Annotated in this window: 19 protein-coding genes; 8 read left to right on the forward strand and 11 right to left on the reverse strand. The window is 64.8% G+C overall.

Going from position 1 to position 17,856, the window contains the following annotated elements; all coding sequences use genetic code 11:
• Nucleotides 1-56: 56 nt before the first annotated feature.
• From cobU to QDT69_RS00905, 6 genes are all read left to right on the forward strand, one after another.
• On the forward strand, nt 57-560 hold the full coding sequence (gene cobU, locus QDT69_RS00880) for a bifunctional adenosylcobinamide kinase/adenosylcobinamide-phosphate guanylyltransferase (RefSeq protein ID WP_279704792.1): 504 nt from the start codon (nt 57-59) through the stop codon (nt 558-560).
• Between the two features lie 32 nt (nt 561-592).
• Nucleotides 593-1,225 (forward strand): 5,6-dimethylbenzimidazole synthase, encoded by a 633-nt coding sequence (gene bluB / locus QDT69_RS00885; protein ID WP_279705168.1) that lies wholly within the window; start codon nt 593-595, stop codon nt 1,223-1,225.
• Nucleotides 1,203-1,547 carry a DUF1488 family protein gene (locus QDT69_RS00890; protein ID WP_279704793.1) on the forward strand — a complete coding sequence of 115 codons (345 nt, stop codon included), beginning with the start codon at nt 1,203-1,205 and terminating at the stop codon, nt 1,545-1,547. Before bluB ends, QDT69_RS00890 begins: the two co-directional genes overlap by 23 nt.
• Nucleotides 1,544-1,735, forward strand: coding sequence for a CbtB-domain containing protein (locus QDT69_RS00895; protein WP_021082128.1), 192 nt, complete (start codon nt 1,544-1,546; stop codon nt 1,733-1,735). Before QDT69_RS00890 ends, QDT69_RS00895 begins: the two co-directional genes overlap by 4 nt.
• Nucleotides 1,736-1,745: 10 nt before the next feature.
• On the forward strand, nt 1,746-2,483 hold the full coding sequence (locus tag QDT69_RS00900) for a CbtA family protein (RefSeq protein WP_279704795.1): 738 nt from the start codon (nt 1,746-1,748) through the stop codon (nt 2,481-2,483).
• Nucleotides 2,484-2,619: 136 nt separating this feature from the next.
• Entirely contained in the window at nt 2,620-3,660 is a 1,041-nt protein-coding gene (locus tag QDT69_RS00905) for a LacI family DNA-binding transcriptional regulator (RefSeq protein ID WP_279704796.1), read from the forward strand.
• A gap of 6 nt (nt 3,661-3,666) precedes the next feature.
• Here the strand turns inward: QDT69_RS00905 and QDT69_RS00910 are convergent, their stop codons facing one another.
• Together QDT69_RS00910 and QDT69_RS00915 are read right to left on the reverse strand one after the other, a co-directional pair.
• On the reverse strand, nt 3,667-4,077 hold the full coding sequence (locus QDT69_RS00910) for a cupin domain-containing protein (RefSeq protein WP_279704797.1): 411 nt from the start codon (nt 4,075-4,077) through the stop codon (nt 3,667-3,669).
• Nucleotides 4,078-4,257: 180 nt separating this feature from the next.
• Nucleotides 4,258-5,889, reverse strand: coding sequence for an NAD(P)/FAD-dependent oxidoreductase (locus QDT69_RS00915; RefSeq protein ID WP_279704798.1), 1,632 nt, complete (start codon nt 5,887-5,889; stop codon nt 4,258-4,260).
• 175 nt (nt 5,890-6,064) lie between these two features.
• On the opposite strand from QDT69_RS00915, the gene QDT69_RS00920 reads away from it, so the two are divergent.
• Nucleotides 6,065-7,291 (forward strand): ABC transporter substrate-binding protein, encoded by a 1,227-nt coding sequence (locus tag QDT69_RS00920; protein WP_279704799.1) that lies wholly within the window; start codon nt 6,065-6,067, stop codon nt 7,289-7,291.
• A gap of 380 nt (nt 7,292-7,671) precedes the next feature.
• Here the strand turns inward: QDT69_RS00920 and QDT69_RS00925 are convergent, their stop codons facing one another.
• The 4 genes from QDT69_RS00925 to chvE are packed head-to-tail and all read right to left on the reverse strand — an operon-like array spanning nt 7,672 to nt 12,454.
• Entirely contained in the window at nt 7,672-8,505 is an 834-nt protein-coding gene (locus QDT69_RS00925) for an inositol monophosphatase (RefSeq protein WP_279704800.1), read from the reverse strand.
• 57 nt (nt 8,506-8,562) lie between these two features.
• Nucleotides 8,563-9,753, reverse strand: coding sequence for a multiple monosaccharide ABC transporter permease (mmsB, locus tag QDT69_RS00930; protein ID WP_279704801.1), 1,191 nt, complete (start codon nt 9,751-9,753; stop codon nt 8,563-8,565).
• On the reverse strand, nt 9,750-11,330 hold the full coding sequence (gene mmsA, locus QDT69_RS00935) for a multiple monosaccharide ABC transporter ATP-binding protein (protein ID WP_279704802.1): 1,581 nt from the start codon (nt 11,328-11,330) through the stop codon (nt 9,750-9,752). Before mmsA ends, mmsB begins: the two co-directional genes overlap by 4 nt.
• A gap of 56 nt (nt 11,331-11,386) precedes the next feature.
• A complete protein-coding gene (gene chvE / locus QDT69_RS00940; protein WP_279704803.1) occupies nt 11,387-12,454 on the reverse strand; it encodes a multiple monosaccharide ABC transporter substrate-binding protein in 1,068 nt (355 codons plus the stop codon).
• 249 nt (nt 12,455-12,703) lie between these two features.
• Between chvE and QDT69_RS00945 the strand changes: the two genes are divergently transcribed.
• The gene (locus QDT69_RS00945; RefSeq protein WP_279704804.1) at nt 12,704-13,078 is read left to right on the forward strand and encodes a hypothetical protein; all 375 of its coding nucleotides are present in this window, start codon (nt 12,704-12,706) and stop codon (nt 13,076-13,078) included.
• Here QDT69_RS00945 and QDT69_RS00950 read toward each other — a convergent pair.
• From QDT69_RS00950 to fba, 5 genes are all read right to left on the reverse strand, one after another.
• Nucleotides 13,061-13,777 carry an HAD family hydrolase gene (locus QDT69_RS00950; protein WP_279704805.1) on the reverse strand — a complete coding sequence of 239 codons (717 nt, stop codon included), beginning with the start codon at nt 13,775-13,777 and terminating at the stop codon, nt 13,061-13,063. The genes QDT69_RS00945 and QDT69_RS00950 overlap by 18 nt on opposite strands.
• Nucleotides 13,774-14,715, reverse strand: coding sequence for a CbbX protein (gene cbbX / locus QDT69_RS00955; RefSeq protein ID WP_279704806.1), 942 nt, complete (start codon nt 14,713-14,715; stop codon nt 13,774-13,776). The genes QDT69_RS00950 and cbbX overlap by 4 nt, the downstream gene beginning before the upstream one ends.
• Nucleotides 14,716-14,826: 111 nt before the next feature.
• A complete protein-coding gene (locus QDT69_RS00960) occupies nt 14,827-15,252 on the reverse strand; it encodes a ribulose bisphosphate carboxylase small subunit (RefSeq protein WP_279704807.1) in 426 nt (141 codons plus the stop codon).
• A 12-nt stretch (nt 15,253-15,264) separates the two neighbouring features.
• Nucleotides 15,265-16,728: a form I ribulose bisphosphate carboxylase large subunit gene (locus QDT69_RS00965; protein ID WP_279704808.1), complete on the reverse strand. Its 1,464-nt coding sequence runs from the start codon at nt 16,726-16,728 to the stop codon at nt 15,265-15,267.
• Between the two features lie 31 nt (nt 16,729-16,759).
• Nucleotides 16,760-17,842, reverse strand: coding sequence for a class II fructose-bisphosphate aldolase (gene fba, locus QDT69_RS00970; RefSeq protein ID WP_279704809.1), 1,083 nt, complete (start codon nt 17,840-17,842; stop codon nt 16,760-16,762).
• Nucleotides 17,843-17,856: the final 14 nt, after the last annotated feature.

Raw genomic sequence — 17,856 nt, forward strand, 5'->3', positions numbered from 1 at the left:
TTGGTGGTTAGAGCGTTTTCGAGCGAAGCGGGTCCCGGTTCGCAGCAGGAGACCATATGACCGTCATTCTGATCACCGGCGGAGCCCGGTCCGGAAAGAGCCGGCGCGCCGAACTTCGCGCGCGCAGCTTTCCAGGTCAGCCGGTCTATGTTGCGACCGCCGAGGCGCTGGATGCTGAAATGGACGAACGCATCGCCGGGCATCGCGCGCGGCGCGGCGGCGACTGGATCGAACGCGAGGTGCCGCTCGATCTGGTTGACGCGCTGTCCGAGACCGATCGCGCCGGCGCCAGGCTGGTCGATTGCCTGACGCTGTGGTTGTCCAACCTGCTGCATGCGGAGCGCGACTGGTCGCAGGAAGTGACGCGCCTTGCGCAGGCGTTGCCGCGCCAGCACAGCCCGGTCATCCTGGTCACCAACGAGGTCGGCCTCGGCATCGTGCCCGACAACGCACTGGCGCGGACCTTCCGCGACGCAGCAGGCCTGATGAACCAGACCATCGCCGCTGCAGCAGACGAGGTCGAGTTCGTCGTTGCAGGCCTGCCGATGAAGCTTAAATGAACTCCGAGATCGATGCTGCCAAAGGCCCTGCGATGATCTCATTCGACGATGCGTTTCGCCGGCAACTGCACGAGCTTTTCGTGTGGCGGCGCGACGTGCGGCGCTTCCGGACCGATCCGCTGCCGGATGGGTCAATCGAGCGGCTGATCGAGATCGCTTGCCTGTCGCCATCGGTGGGCCTAAGCCAGCCCTGGCGGTTCGTCATCGTCGACGATGCGGCACGACGCCGCGCCGTGATCGACGACTTCAAGGCCTGCAACGCCGATGCACTGCGCTCCTATTCCGGCGAGCGTGCCGCAAAATATGCAGCACTGAAACTATCGGGCCTCGAGGAAGCGCCGGGCCACCTCGCCGTGTTCGCCGAGAAGAGCGACCAGATCGGCTCCGGTCTCGGCCGCGCGACGATGCCGGAGACGTCTGAATATTCCGTGGTGGCCGCGATCTGCTCGATGTGGCTTGCTGCGCGTGCCGAAGGCATTGGGCTCGGCTGGGTATCGATCCTCAATCCGGGCCGCGTTCGTGAGATCCTGGAGATACCGGACGGCTGGAAATTTATCGGCTACCTCTGCATCGGCTACCCCCAGGCAGAATGCGACCGTCCCGAGCTCGAGCAGGCCAAGTGGGAAACGCGGCGAGGTCCCGGTGAATTCACCATCCGGCGCTGACGAATCTCCGACCGGCAGCGGCGCCGCCAACACCGCCGCCCACTGGCGCGCCGACATCGCCTCCCTGGCGTTTCCCGTCCCGGAGCACGGCGCGATCTGCGCGGTACATCGGGGCGCATTCCGGACTCTGCTCGGCGCGGAGCCGGTACCGGAGGCCTGCCTCGGCTATTTCGAGCGCCATACAGACGCATTCAGGGCCGCGGCCCGCGCCAAGATCTTGCGCAAGCGCATCCCTGTTGGAACAAATCTGCATCTTACCAGTCGCGACATCGCCCGAAAGCTGCTAGAAGCCGACCAAATCGAACGTGGAGAACGATCATGAGCCAGTCCCAGACCGCGCAAGCCCAGCATCTGCCGGTTGCCACCCGACAGGTCGGCCGGCTCGCCCAGTCCCTGATGGCGATGACGCTCGGCCTGTTCATCGTCGGCGTGGTCGGCTTCTCGCACATCGACGTGATCCACAACGCCGCGCACGATGTGCGCCACTCCAACGCATTCCCCTGCCACTGACCTCGTCGGCATGAGCACGTTTCGCTCGATCGTCTTCTCGTCGGTCATCGCGGGATTCATCGTCGGCCTGATCGTCACCGCGGCCCAGCAGTTCGGCACCGTTCCCCTGATCCTCAGGGCCGAGGTCTATGAGAAGGCCGCCGAGCACAGGCACGAAGCCTCAGCGCAGCCGCGGGCCATCCTCGTCCACGATCATGCCGACCATGATCACGGCGCCGAGGCCTGGGAGCCGAAGGACGGGCTGGAGCGCAATCTCTATACGGCCGGCGCCAACATCCTGACCGCGATCGGTTTTGCGCTTCTACTCTGCGGCTTCCTTGCGGTCCGCAGCGGCGCAACCGGCGAGCCGATCTCGTGGCACGAGGGCCTGATGTGGGGCCTCGCAGGCTTTGCCGTCTTCACAATTGCGCCGGGCCTTGGGCTGCCGCCTGAACTGCCGGGCGTGCCCGCCGCCCCGCTGCTGTCGCGCCAGATCTGGTGGACGATTGCGGTGCTGGCGACAGCAGCCGGCCTCGGGCTGATCGTGTTCCGCCGCTCGATGCCGGCCGCCGTCGCCGGCGTCGTCCTGATCATGCTGCCGCATCTGATCGGCGCGCCGGAGCTCGAGCATGTCAAGACCAACGTGCCGTCGTCATTATCGCATCAGTTCGTGGTCGCCGTCACGCTGACCAGCCTGGTGTTCTGGTCGCTGCTGGGCAGCCTGACCAGCGCCGCGTTCGCCTATTTCGACCGGCCCGCGTCGGCTTAAGCGCCCGCAACCGCAGCCACAGGAATCATTTGAGATTCGTGGCGGAGCCTGATTAGGTTCGGTCATGCCGTCCGCTCCGCGCCGCAAGTGGCGCACCTGACGACGGCAACGCCGAACCGACAGGACCCGACCACGAATGGCAAAGGCGCGACGGACACGACCGACGATTCGTGACGTCGCGGCCGAGGCCGGCGTGTCCGTCTCAAGCGTCAGCCGCACGCTCAACGGCGGCATCTACACCAGCGCGGAACTGCATGCTCGCATCATGCGCGCGGTGAAGCGTCTCGGCTTCGAGCCTGACTCTGCAGCGCAGGCGCTGCGCTCGCGGGCCTCCAACACGATCGGCTGCATGGTCGCCGACTTCTCCAATCCGCACTACACCGGCATGGTGAGCGCCGCGGAGGAGGAATTCCAGCGCGCCGGTTTCCTCCTGATGCTGGCCGCGACCAAGCACGAGGAGGCGCGCGAGGCGGCGTTCCTGTCGGCGGTGCGGCGGCGCCAGATGGACGGCTTGCTGCTGTTCGCCGGCGACAATTCGCACAAGGATTTCATGAAGGGGCTGGCGACGCTCGATCTGCCCTGCGTCACCGTCGACCGCGACGTACCTGATAGCATCCCGGTTCGCGTCGATCACCGCGGCGGTGCGCTGGAGGCGACGCGCTATCTGATCGGGCTCGGCCATCGCCGGATCGCCCTGCTGACCGGCAGCGCCGCGGTGCTGCCGAGCTCGGAGCGGCTCGCGGGCTACCGGCAGGCGCATCAGGAAGCCAAGATCGAGGTCGATCCCGGCCTGATCCGCCCGCACATGCAGGGCGCCAATACCGCGTTCAGCTCGGTGTGCCAGCTCTTGCAAATGACAAAACCGCCGACCGCGATCATCTCGCTCGGTACCAGCATGCTGGCCGAGGTGCTGGAGGCGATCACCAGCAACGGCCTGCGCTACCCGCAGGACGTCTCGATCGTGTGCAGCGGCGACACCGACCTCGCCCGCCATGCGACGCCCGCGATCTCGGCCTTGAGCTGGGACATGAACGAGGTCGGCCGCACCGCCGCGCGGCTGTTGCTGGAGCGGATCCGCGACAGCGACAAGGCCGCGGACAGCGCACCGGTATTCCTGCCGACGCGCCTGATCCTGCGCCACTCCTGCGCCGCGCCGGCGACGCGCGGGCGGAAGTAACGCCGGTCAATCGGCCTGCGGCGCCGCCGCGTATTGCGCGTCGGAGACATGCTCCATCCAGGTCGCATAGTCGCCGTCGAGCGCTTCGTGGATCGCGATGTGGCTCATGCCCGTGGTTGGCGCCGCACCGTGCCAGTGCTTCTCGCCCGGTGGAATCCATACCACATCGCCCGGACGGATCACGCGGATCGGGCCGTCCCAGCTCTGCACATATCCCGCGCCGGCGGTGACGTAGAGCGTCTGGCCGAGCGGGTGAGTGTGCCAAGCCGTGCGTGCACCCGGCTCGAACGTGACCCGGGCGGCCTGCACCCGCGCCGGTGCGGGTGCATTGACGATCGAGTCAGCCCATACGGTGCCGCTGAACCACTCGGCGTTACCGCGGCGGCTTGCGACCGATCCTGATCGCTTGATCTCCATCTGTGATCCTCCTGTTTGCTGGAATCTGGAAACGGTTCCATCTTTCGTCTTTGCGACCCAAGCGAAGCAATCCATTGTCCCGCATCTGCCTCCCGATGGATTGCTTCGTCGCTTCAGCGCAAAATTGCTTTGCAATTTTGTCGCGAGCTCCTCGCAATGACGGAGAGCAAGGCGCCAGCCTCAGCGCAACTCAAACCCCTCGTAGCCACGCTGCGCGATCTGCGCGATGCGGTGGCGATAGCCCTGGCCGACATAGGGCATGAACACTCGCGGCTTGCCCGCGATGTTGGCGCCCTGATACCAGGAATTGGCCTTCGGATAGAGCGTGCGGCTGGCAGCATCCGCGACATGTGCCATCCAGGCGCGCTCGGCATCGCGATCCGGCTCGATCCGCGTCTGCCCCTTGGCGCGCATGCTGCCGAGGCAGGCCGCGATCCACTCGACATGGTTCTCGCAGGCGTGGATCACGTTGCCGATGACGGACGGGCTACCCGGCCCGGTCACGACGAACAGGTTCGGAAAGCCCGACACCATCAGGCCGAGATAGGCGCTGGGTCCGTCGGCCCAGGCCTCGTTCAATGTCGTGCCGTCACGGCCGCGGATTTGCATCGCGGCGAGCGCGCCGGTCATCGCGTCATAGCCGGTCGCCAGCACCAGCGCATCGAGCACGAAGGACCGCGTCGCGGTCTCGAGGCCGGTCTCGGTGACCGCCGTCAGCGGTTCGGCGCGCAGGTCGACCAGTTCGACATGCGGCAGATTGTAGGTGGCAAAATAACCGGTATCGATGCAGATGCGTTTGACGCCGAGCGGATAATCCTTCGGCGACAGCGCCTCCGCCGTCGCCGCGTCGTTGACGATGCCGCGGATCTTGTCACGCACGAAGTCACAGGCGACGTCGTTGACAGCCTCGTCGGTCAGGATGTTCGGGAACGCGGTCAGGATGCCGCCGCCGCCCTGCTCCCACAGCTGTTCATAGCGCGCCCATTGCACGTCGCGGTCGGGCACCGCAGCGTCGAATGCGTTGGCGGGCACCCGCCCGAATTCCGGCGTCTCGAGGCTTTCGCGATATTTCGCGATCAACGGCTCGGCGGCCGCGATATCGGTGTCGGACAGCGGCGCGTTGCGTGCCGGCACCGAGTAGTTGGGCGTGCGCTGGAACACGGTCAGGCGGCTTGCCGCCTTGGCGACCATCGGGATCGTCTGCACGCCCGACGAGCCGGTGCCGATCACCGCGACACGCAAGCCCGAAAAATCGACCTGCTCATGCGGCCACTGCCCGGTGTGATAGATCCGCCCGCCGAAGCGCTCCAGCCCCGGCAGCTTCGGCTTGTTGGGCACCGAGAGATTGCCGGTCGCCATCACGCAAATGGATGCGACGATGCAATCGCCGCGATCGGTGCGCACGGTCCAGCTCTCGCCGGCTTCGTCCCAGTCGGCGCTGGTCACACGCGTATCGAAGCGGATCAAGGAGCGCAGATCGAAGCGGTCGGCGACGCGCTGCGCATAGCGCAGGATCTCCGGCTGCGCGGCATATTTCTCGCTCCAGCGCCATTCCTGCCGCAGTTCCTCCGACCAGGTGTAGGAATAGAACAGGCTCGGTATGTCGCAGCGCGCGCCGGGATAGCGATTCCAGTACCAGGTGCCGCCGACGTCGGACGCCGCCTCGATGCCGATCACCTTCAGCCCGAGCTCGCGCAGCCGATAGATCGCATACAGCCCGCCGAAGCCGGCACCGACCACGACGGCATCGCATTCGGCGACCAGCGGCGGCCTCGCGCCATGGTCCGGGCTTGTCTGCTCCAGTCTGCTCATTTGTCACATCTCTCCGGCCGCAGGGAATATTGCCATCGGTGGGAACACGCGCTATTCTGGAAACGTTTCCAGACCGGAAGCGCATACGATAATTGTCGCCGGGCGTCAACGCGCAGGCCCTCAGGCCCGCGCACGTCACAAGGCGATCGATGGATCATCAGGGAGTGAACGAGGGATGTTGGACGGTTTTTGTCTTCGCGGGTGGCTTGCGGTCGCGGCAACGATCGGTGCGCTGTCGCCGGCGCTCGCGCAGAAGAACTACGGCCCTGGGGTCTCGGACACCGAGATCAAGATCGGCAATATCATGCCCTATAGCGGTCCCGCTTCCGCCTACGGCGCGATCGGCCGGACCGAGGCGGCCTATTTCAGGATGATCAACGATCAGGGCGGCATCAACGGGCGCAAGATCAATTTCATCAGCTATGACGACGGCTTCTCGCCGCCGAAATCGGTCGAGCAGGCACGCAAGCTGGTCGAGGGCGACGAGGTGCTGCTGGTGTTCCAGCCGCTCGGCACCGCGCCCAATGTCGCGATCCAGAAATATCTGAACGGCAAGAAGGTCCCTCACCTCTTCATCGCATCAGGCGCGACGCGCTTCGGCGATCCCCAGGGCTTTCCGTGGACGATGGGCTGGCAACCCAACTACCAGAGCGAAGGGCGGATCTACGCCAAATACATCCTCGACAAATTCCCGAACGGCAAGATCGCCGTGCTCTGGCAGAACGACGATGCCGGCAAGGATGCGCTCAAGGGGCTGCGCGACGGCCTCGGCGACAAGGCCAGCAGCATGATCGTCGCCGACAAGTCCTACGAACTCACCGATCCGACGCTGGATTCGCAGATCGTGGCGCTGCGCGCCTCGGGCGCCGACATTCTGTTCACCTGGGCTGCCCCGAAGGGCGCGGCGCAGACCATCAAGAAGGTCGCCGAGCTCGGCTGGAAGCCGACCTTCTTCCTGACCTCGACCGCAACCTCGGTCGCTTCGGCGATGCGCGCCGCGGGCGTCGAAAACTCGCAAGGCATCATCTCGGTCGCCTACCTGAAGGACCCGACCGACAAGATCTGGAACGGTGATGCCGAGACCACCGAATGGCGGGCCTTCATGGACAAGTACCTGCCCGACGGCGACAAGACCAACGGCAACCACGTCTATGGCTACGCCGCCGCGCAGACGCTCGCGCAGGTGCTCAAGCAGTGCGGCGACGACCTGACGCGCGAGAACGTGATGAAGCAGGCCGCCAGCCTGAAGGACTTTGCGCCGAAGATGATCCTGCCCGGGATCAGGATCAACACCAGCGCGACCGACTTCCGTCCGATCGAGCAGTCGCAGCTGATGCGGTTCGAAGGCGAGAGCTGGACGCTGTTCGGCAACATCATCACCGGAGAGGTCGGCAGCGAGTAGCGCTTCCGTGCGTCATGCCCGGGCCTCCGGGCATGACGCACGCATCCCTCAGTCAGCCAGGCATGTCGCGAGAATGGAGAGCTGCGGCCCGCCGCTCCGCGCAACACACTCGGTGTACCGCGTGTTTGACATTTGAATCGAGAACCATCCTCATCGTCGTCCTGGCGAAAGACAGGACCCATTACCCCGATTGTTGCACGACGCTGGGGCGGCGACCTTCTCACAACTTGCTTCGGTGGTTATGGGTCCTGGCTTTCGCCAGGACGACACCGAGGAAGGTTCTCGCGCGATACCACGCGCCATCATTCCGTCCTGTCTCCGGTGTCATCGCCTTGCGCGGGTGATGACATCGAGCAAGCTGTTCGAGAGTTGCGACAAAACTACCCGGCCGGCGTCAGGATCGCCTGCTGCGCCGCATGCCAGCTCGCCTCGTCGGGCGCGCAGAGCAGGCCGCCGGTCAGATTGACCGGCTTGTAGGGTGATCCATCGAAATGCGCGCTGTAGCCGCCGGCCTCGCGATGCAGCAGCCAGCCCGCGGCATGATCCCACGGCATCAGCTTGTTGTAGAACAGGAGATGGCAATGGCCCGACGCCGCCATCCGATACTCATGCGCGGCGCAGCGGAGCCAGGCGCTGACGCCAAGCTTGGACAGATTGCCGGCGACGATCGGGCGCAGCGCCTCGGGCAGGAAATTGACGCCAATCACCGCATCCATCTGCTTGACCGGCACGGGCGCGGCGACCTTCAAATCGTGACGCTTGCCGTCCAGCAGCTCGAGCCAGGCGCCCTCACCGCGCAGCGCGAACGCGGTGTCGTTGCAGACGGGATCATGGATCGCACCGAACACGATCTCGCCGCGCATCGTGGCGGCCACCATGGTGCCGAACAGCGGCAGGCTCGAGGTGAAGTTCCGCGTGCCGTCGATCGGATCGATGATGAAGGCAAGCTCCGCGGTCCCGACCTGATCGAGCGCGGCCGGATCGCGCGATGTCGCTTCCTCGCCGATGACGGTCGCATTTGGAAACGCCCGGAGCAGTGCGGCCGAGATCGCCTGTTCGGCCAGCTCATCGGCTTCGGTGACGACGTCGAATGCCGACGTCTTGGTGCGGACCTCGATCTCGCGGACGCGGCGGAACCGCGGCATGATCTCGCTGCGGCCGACTTCAGCGAGGATGTTCCCGATGGTCAGCGCATCGGCATGGGACAGTTTCACGCGGCATTCTCCTGCGTTGCGCAGGCATCATATCGCGGAATCATGACCGCGCGGCAATCATCGGCGCTGGTTGTAGACATCGATGCAGACGGCGCCGAGCAGCACGAGGCCCTTGATCACCTGCTGATAGTCGATGCCGATGCCGAGGATCGACATGCCGTTGTTCATCACACCCATGATCATGGCGCCGACCACCGCGCCGCCGACCCGGCCGACGCCGCCATAGGCCGAGGCGCCGCCGATGAAGCAGGCGGCGATCACGTCGAGCTCGAAGCCGAGGCCCGCCTTCGGCGTTGCGGTGTTGAGCCGCGCGGCGAACACCAGCCCGGCGAGCGCGGCCAGCACGCCCATGTTGACGAAGGTGAAGAAGGTCAGCCGCTCGGTCTTGACGCCCGACAGCTTCGCGGCCTTGGCATTGCCGCCGACCGCGTAGATCTGCCGGCCGATCACGGTCCGCCGCGTGACAAAGCCATAGGCCGCGATCAGCACCGTCATGATGACGAGCACGTTCGGCAGGCCGCGATGCGAGGCGATCAGATAGGTGAAATAGAGCACCGCGCCCGCCAGCGCGATGCTCTTGGCGATGAAGAATGCGTAGGGCTCGACCTCGATGCCGTGCGACTGCTCGCGCGCCCGGCTCTTGGCGCTCGCCAGCACCAGCGCGAACGCAAGCACGACGCCGATCAGCAGCGAGGTCGGATAGAGCGTGCCGGCGCTCGGAAACAGTTCGGGAATGAAGCCCGACGAGAGCTTCTGGAAGGTCGGCGGAAACGGCCCCACCGACCGGCCCTGCAGCACCGCGAGCGCAAGGCCCTTGAACACCAGCATGCCCGCCAAGGTCACGATGAAGGACGGAATCTTGAAATAGGCGACCCAGTAGCCCTGCGCTGCGCCGATCGCGGCACCGATCAAGAGACAGGCGACGAACGCGATCGGGTAGCTGACGTGGTAGGTCACCATCAGCACCGCCGCGACCGCGCCGACGAACCCCGCGACCGAGCCGACCGACAGGTCGATATGCCCGGTGACGATCACCAGCAGCATGCCGAGCGCCATGATCACGATGTAGCTGTTCTGCAGCACGAGGTTGGTGAGATTGACCGGCTGCAACAGCGTGCCGTCGGTCACGATCTCGAAGAACAGCATGATCGCGAGCAGCGACAGCAGCATGCCGTAGTTGCGCAGATTGTTCTTGATGAAGCCGGAATGCTTGGGGGCCTCGGGAAGTGACACCGTCTTGTCGGTCATTGTGCTCCGCCTCCCGCTAACGCCTCACTGACAGGGGCGCCGCTTCCGGACATCCTGACATTGCGCATGATGGCGCGCATGATCTTCTCCTGCGTCGCGTCGTCCTTGGCGAACTCGCCGACGAAGGCGCCGTCATTCATCACGCAGATCCGGTCGCAGATCCCGAGCAATTCCGGCATCTCCGATGAGATCACCACGACGCCCTTGCCGGCCGCCGCGAGCTCGTTGATGATACAATAAATCTCGTATTTTGCCCCGACGTCGATGCCGCGGGTCGGTTCATCCAGCAGCAGCACCTGCGGATCGGTCATCAGCCATTTCGACAGCACCACCTTCTGCTGGTTGCCGCCCGAGAGCTGCCCGGCCTCCTGATAGACATCGGCACAGCGGATCCGCATCCGGTTGCGGTAGTCGCTCGCCGCCTTCAGCTCGACGACATCGTCGATCACACCGCGATCGGCGACCTGGCGAAGGCTCGCCAGTGTCACGTTCTTGCGGACGTCGTCGGCGAGCACGAGCCCGAGTTGCTTGCGGTCCTCGGTGACATAGGCAAGGCCTGCCTGGATCGCAGCCGGCACGCTGGTAAGGCTCGCCTCGCGTCCGTCAAGGCTGACCTTGCCGGTGATGTTGTAGCCCCATGCCCTGCCGAACAGACTCATGGCGAACTCGGTGCGGCCGGCGCCCATCAGGCCGGCGATGCCGACCACCTCGCCGCGGCGCACCTTGAAGTCGACGTTCTTGATCACCTGCCGGGCGGTGTGCAGCGGGTGATACACCGACCAGTTCTCCACATTCATCACGGGATCGCCGATCGCGACGTTGCGCTCCGGGAAGCGATGCGCGAGATCGCGGTTGACCATGCTGCGGATGATCCGGTCCTCGTCGACCGCTTCGGTCCGGCAATCGATGCTGTCGACGGTGCGGCCGTCGCGCAGCACCGTGATGCGGTCGGCGACGCGTGCGACTTCGTTCAGCTTGTGCGAGATCAGGATCGAGGCGATACCCTGCTCGCGGAAGGCCAGCAGCCGGTCGAGCAGCGCGGCGCTGTCGGCCTCGTTGAGGCTCGCGGTCGGCTCGTCCAGGATCAGGAGGCGCACCTGCTTCGACAGCGCCTTCGCGATCTCCACCAGTTGCTGCTTGCCGACGCCGAGGTCGGTGACCAGGGTGTCCGGCGATTCGCGCAGGCCGACTTGCGCCAGCAGCTCCGCGGTCCGCCGGTACACCGCATTACGGTCGATCACCCCATACCGCGACGGCGCGCGCGAGAGAAAAATATTCTCGGCGATCGACATCAACGGGATCAGCGCCAGTTCCTGGTGGATGATGATGATCCCCAGGTCCTCGGAGTCGTTGATGTCGCGGAACCGGCGCTCGTCGCCGTCGAACAGGATCGACCCCTCGTAGCTGCCGGCGGGGTAGACCCCGCTCAGCACCTTCATTAGGGTCGACTTGCCGGCGCCGTTCTCGCCGACCAGAGCGTGGATCTGGCCGGCTTCCACGGTGAAGCTGACGTCGCGCAGCGCCTGCACGCCGGCAAAGCTCTTGCTGACGCCGCGCATCTCAAGCATTGCCGTCATCGGATCATGTCTCGCAGCGTCGATCGGCTTCGGCGGGTGCGTCCAGCTCACCCGCCTTAGTCGAATTGCGAACGCTTATAGTAGCCGCTGTCAATCAGGACTTTCTCCCAATTGGTCTTGTCCACCACCACCGGCTTGAGCAGATAGGACGGAACCACCTTGACCCCGTTGTTGTAAGTCTTGGTGTCGTTGACGCTGACCTCCTTCTTGCTCAGCACCGCATCGACCATGTCGGCGGTGACCTTGGCGAGATCGCGGGTGTCCTTGAAGATGGTCGAGTATTGCTCGCCACGCAGCATCGCCTTGATCGACGGCACCTCGGCATCCTGGCCGCTGATATACGGCATCGGCTGGTCCTTGCTGCCGTAGCCGACACCCTTCAGGGAGGAGATGATGCCGATCGACAGACCGTCATAGGGCGACAGCACCGCATCGACCCGCTTCTTGCCATAGAAGGCGCTGAGCAGATTGTCCATCCGCGCCTGCGCAGTGGCGCCGTCCCAGCGCAGGGTCGCGACCTTGTCCATGCCCATCTGGCCGCTTGCGACCACCAGCTTGCCGCTGTCGATGTACGGCTTCAGCACCGACATCGCGCCGTCGTAGAAGAAATAGGCGTTGTTGTCGTCGGGCGAGCCGCCGAACAGCTCGATGTTGAAGGGACCCTTGCCGTCCTTCAGCCCGAGCGCGTTCACGAGCGAGCTCGCCTGCAGCACGCCGACCTGGAAATTGTCGAAGGTCGCGTAATAGTCCACGTTCGGCGTGTCGCGGATCAGGCGGTCATAGGCGATGACGGTGATGCCCTGAGCCTTGGCCTGCTTCAGCGCGTCGGACAGCGTGGTGCCGTCGATCGCCGCGATCACCAGCACCTTGGCGCCCTTGGTCACCATGTTCTCGACCTGGGACAGCTGGTTCGGGATATCGTCGTCGGCATATTGCAGGTCGGTGCCGTAGCCGCGCTCCTTCAGCACCTTGACCATGTTGTTGCCGTCATCGATCCAGCGTGCCGAGGATTTGGTCGGCATCGCGATGCCGATGGTCGGCTTGCTCTGGGCCAGCGCGTCCGGTGCGGCCGCGGTGAGACCTGCCAACGCCAGTGCAATCAACGAGACCTTCAATTTGAACATGCGTCACTCCCTTGGCTTTTTGAGTTGGGTACCGTTGCCTTGGACGGCATCAATCGACGGCTATCGTTCTTTGGCTGGTCGCAGCTCTAGGCGACCCCGGATCGGAGCCGGGGCCGGCACGAACCGAAATCGCGCAATGTCGGTTGGACCCGTCAACAGCGCCATGCTCGCTCCGCACGATCAACCATATCGATCCTGCTATGCCGGGGTCACCCGCAAGTCATGCCGTGGGACGAATGAGCCGTGGCAATGAAGCGGAGGATCATGAGGCGCTGTCTTCCGGAATTGCTGGCGAGCGCCAGCATCCTCCAGAACCTCTGGTGGCTCTGTACGGCCTCTGGCAACCTTTGGTGGATGGTGCCCTTGCCGTTCTCCGGATGCAAGCACCATTTATTCAACAAACCGAATAAATTGATTGAAGACACGGAGGGTCACGAGGCGCTTTCTCCCGAAATTATTGGCAGCCATCACCACCAGCCAGAATTTCCGGCGGTCCGGCGCTCGTTCCGGCCAAAGATGCCCCTACTGTGCTACGGAAGCAAGCGCGATTTATTTAACCTACCGAAGAAATTATTCGAAACGGCTGCCCGGCGGCTGCAGCGGCCTCTAGTCGTCGATCTCTGAGAGATCATCGACGACCAGAAGCGCCTCGGCGAAATCGTCATCGCTGAAATAGGTGCTGCGGGTGATGACCACGGGGATGCCGGCCCGCGCCGCGGCGGCGAGGCCGTTACCGGAATCCTCGACCGCAATGCAATCCGCCGGCCCGAGCCCGAGCCGCGCCAGGACCTCGAGATAGACGTCCGGAGCCGGCTTCTTCCGCGGCACGTCGTCGCCGGCGACGATCGCCTCGAACAGATCGGACCAGCCGAGGCCGAGCGCGACCGAAAGCAAGGCATCGATATTGCCATGCGAGGTCGTGGTGGCGATCGCCAGCCGCTGGCCGCGGCGGTGCGCACCGGCGAGCCAGACCCTGACGCCCGGCCGCAACGGACAGCCGCCCGCCGCGATCAGCGCTGCGTAGTGCGCGGTCTTGATCCTGTGCAGGTCGGCGATATCGGCGAATGTCAGCATAGGCACCGCGTTGCGCTCGTCGAAGGCGCGGATGCGCTCCTTGCCGCCGGCGACCCGAAGCAGCCGCCCGTAGGTGACCTGGTCCCAGAACCAGTCGAGGCCGGCCTCGGCGAACGCCTCGTTGAAGGCGCGGCGATGCACCTCCTCGGTTTCGGCGAGCGTGCCGTCAACATCGAAGATCAAGGCGCGCGCTCCCGCAATGATATCGCGCATCCCCGCGGTCCGGATCGCTGCGAGCGCCCGGTTCATCGCCCCTCGCCGACAGCGCCGGTGCCCTTCGCGAACACCCGGCTCGCCAGCACGTCGCCGGCCTCGATCGACATCACGTCGTCAGCCGTGAGCGTGCGGTCGAGCTTCGCCACGATCCGGTTGGCCTGGCGCAGCCGGATGCGGTCGAGCGCGTTGCGGATCGAGCGCGCATTGGAGAACAGCGGCTGTTCCTTGCGGATGCCGATGTACCGGGTGAAGGCCTCGCGGGCGTCCGGGGAGAAACGATAATTCTGCTGCTGCAACATCAGCTCGGCGATCCAGAGCAGCTCCCCGTCCGAATAGTCCGGGAAATCGATGTGATGCGCGATGCGGGAGCGGAAGCCCGGATTGCTCTGGAAGAACTTCTCCATCCGGTCGCCATAGCCGGCCAGGATCACCACCAGATCCTCACGCTGCGCTTCCATGATCTGCAGCAGGATCTCGATCGCTTCCTGACCGTAGTCGCGCTCGTTCTCGGGACGATACAGGTAATAGGCCTCGTCGATGAACAAGACGCCGCCCATCGCCTTCTTCAGGATCTCTTTCGTCTTCGGCGCGGTGTGGCCGATATATTGCCCGACGAGGTCATCGCGCGTGACGCTGATGACATGGCCGCGGCGCACGAAGCCGAGCTTGTGCAGGATGCCGGCCATCCGCAGCGCGACCGTGGTCTTGCCGGTGCCGGGATTGCCGGTGAACGACATGTGCAGCGTCGGAAATGTCGTCGCCAGCGCCATCTTCTGCCTGATGCGTTCGACCAGCAGGAGCGATGCGATCTCACGGATGCGGGTCTTCACCGGCTTCAGGCCGATCAATTCGGAATCGAGCTGGTCGAGCACGTCGCCGATGCCGAGGTCGGCGAATTCATGCCGAAGGTCGATGGTCTCGAGCGGCCTCTCGCGGATTTGTTGGCTGATTTGTTCTTGCGGTGGCGTCATCTTCCTCTCGCTTCGAAAAAAGCTCCGTCGCCGCGGCGGGCGACGACGGAGAAGTGCATCCGGACCAGGCGGTCGAGGGAGCAACCCGCCTGGTTTGCCAACCGGACGCGGTCACTGATCGGCGTAGCGTTCGCCCTCGGGGCGAACAGCCGCATAGGAATACGTCGCGTAGCGGACGTTGCGGCCGGCAGCCTCCTGGCGGTCGAGCCGGAAGCCGGGCTCCTCGCGCGGCCGGTTGACGATGAAGGAGATCCGAACCGACTCCCAGCCGTGGCTGGAATCGAAGCCGGAGATCCGGATGTAGCGGTCGCCATAGACTCGCCGGCAATCGGCGAGCTCCTTCATGATGCCGGCCGCATCGCGCAGGTCGAACATCGGCAGGCCCCACATGTCCCAATAGGTGTTGCGGGGGTGCGGATCGTCGGTGAACTCGATGTTCACCGCCCAGCCCTTGTCGAGGCAGTATTGCGCCTGCGCGGCGATCTGTTCATCGGTGAGATCGGGCAGGAACGAGAAGCAGCCTTGGGTCACGCGCATGAGAAACTCCTGTCAGACCGCCATGCTCGGCGTGGGAACGAAATCGGGGGCGTCAGTCGATTCGTAGTTGAAGGTGACGTCCTTCCAGACGTCGAGCGCCTCGCGCAGCGGCGTGCAGGTCTGCGCCGCCTTGGCTAGGATCTCCGGGCCTTCATGGACATAGTCGCGCCCCTCGTTGCGGGCGAGGATCATGGCCTCCAGCGCGACGCGGTTGGCGGTGGCGCCGGCCTGGATGCCGCGAGGATGGCCGATGGTGCCGCCGCCGAACTGCAGCACGACGTCCTCGCCGAGTAGGTCGAGCAGCTGATGCATCTGGCCGGCATGGATACCGCCGGAGGCCACCGGCATCAGCTTGTTGAGGCTTGCCCAGTTCTGGTCGAAGAACACGCCGTGCTCGAGCTTCATCGGGTTGAAGTCCTCGCGGCAGATGTCGTAGTAGCCGCGCGTGGTGTTCGGGTCGCCCTCGAGCTTGCCGACCACGGTGCCGGCGTGGATGTGATCGACGCCGGCGAGTCGCATCCACTTCGCGATCACGCGGAACGAGACGCCGTGGTTGCGCTGCCGCGTGTAGGTCGAATGACCGGCGCGGTGCAGATGCAGGATCATGTTGTTCCGGCGCGCCCACTTCGCCATCGACTGGATCGCGGTGTAGCCGATCACGAGGTCGATCATGACGATGTTGGAGCCGAGCTCATGGGCGAATTCGGCGCGCTCGTACATGTCCTCCATGGTCGCCGCGGTGACGTTAAGGTAGGTGCCCTTGATCTCGCCGGTCGCAGCCTGCGCGCGGTTGACCGCCTCCATGCAGTAAAGGAAGCGCTCGCGCCAGTGCATGAAGGGCTGCGAGTTGATGTTCTCGTCGTCCTTGGTGAAGTCGAGCCCGCCTTTCAGCGCCTCGTAGACGACGCGGCCATAGTTGCGGCCGGACAGGCCGAGCTTCGGCTTCACGGTGGCGCCGAGCAAGGGACGGCCGAACTTGTCGAGCCGCTCGCGCTCCACCACGATCCCGGTGGCCGGGCCCTGGAAGGTTTTCACATAGGCGGTCGGCAACCGCATGTCCTCGAGCCGCAACGCCTTCAGCGGCTTGAAACCGAACACGTTGCCGATGATCGACGCCGTCAGGTTTGAGATCGATCCCGGCTCGAACAGGTCGAGGTCATAGGCGATATAGGCGAAATAGCTGCCGGGCGAGTTCGGCACCGGATCGACGCGATAGCATTTCGCCCGGTACTTCTCCGCAGCCGTCAGCCGGTCGGTCCACACCACGGTCCAGGTCGCGGTCGAGGATTCGCCCGCCACCGCGGCGCAAGCCTCGGTCGGATCGACGCCGTCCTGCGGGGTGACGCGGAACAAGGCGATGACGTCGGTGTCCTTGGGCTCGTAGTTCGGCTCCCAATAGCCCATCCGCTTGTATTCCATCACGCCGGACTTGTAGCGTTCCTTCCCGCGCACGGTGATCGACTGCTGCACGTTCATCAGAATCTCCTGTGTTTCGCTGGCCATTTGCTCAGGCGGCCTGGGTCATTTTTCCAATCTGCGGATCGAGCGCACCGGCGCGATAGCGGCGGGCCATCTCGGGCAGCGCAACCACCTTGATCCGAGCGGCATTGCCGGCGGTGCCGAACTGCTCGAAGCGATCGCGGCAGAGTTCGCGCAGCGCATCCATCGCAGGCTTCAGGAATTTGCGCGGATCGAATTCGCTCTTCGACTGCATGGCGACCTTGCGGAAGGCCGCGGCCATCGCCAGGCGGCAATCGGTGTCGATGTTGACCTTGCGCACGCCATGCTTGATGCCGCGGACGATCTCCTCGACCGGTACGCCCCAGGTCTGCGGCATCTCGCCGCCGAACTGGTTGAACACGTCCTGCAGCGCCTGCGGCACCGAGGACGAGCCGTGCATCACCAGATGCGTATTGGGCAGGCGGGTGTGGATCTCCTCGACCACGCGCATCGCCAGGATCTCACCGTCAGGCTTGCGGGTGAATTTGTAGGCGCCGTGCGAGGTGCCCATTGCGATCGCGAGCGCATCGACCTTGGTGGCGCGGACGAAATCGACCGCCTGGTCGGGATCGGTGAGCAGCTGGTCGTGGCTGATCTGGCCTTCAACCCCGTGACCGTCCTCCTGCTCGCCGCCGCCATGCTCGAGCGAGCCGAGCACGCCGAGTTCGCCTTCGACCGAGGCGCCGACCCAGTGCGCCATCTCGACGACCCGGCGGGTGATGTCGACATTGTAGTCATAGTCGGCCGCGGTCTTGGCGTCCGCCTTGAGCGAACCGTCCATCATCACGGAGGTGAAACCGTAGCGGATCGCGGTGGCGCAGGTCGCCTCCTCGTTGCCGTGGTCGAGATGCAGGCAGAGCGGGATCTGCGGATGCATCTCCTCCAGCGCGTCGATCATCTTCGCCAACATGATGTCGTTGGCATAGGACCGCGCGCCGCGCGAAGCCTGAATGATGACCGGCGCGTCGCAGGCCGCCGCCGCCTCCATGATGGCGAGGCCCTGCTCCATATTGTTGATGTTGAAGGCCGGCACGCCGTAGCCGCGTTCGGCGGCGTGGTCCAGCAATTGCCTCAGTGTGATCCGCGCCATCGTGGCGTCCTCCT

Origin of the sequence: Bradyrhizobium sp. CER78, from assembly GCF_029846235.1 — a bacterium.
In the GTDB taxonomy this organism is placed as follows: Bacteria; Pseudomonadota; Alphaproteobacteria; order Rhizobiales; family Xanthobacteraceae; genus Bradyrhizobium.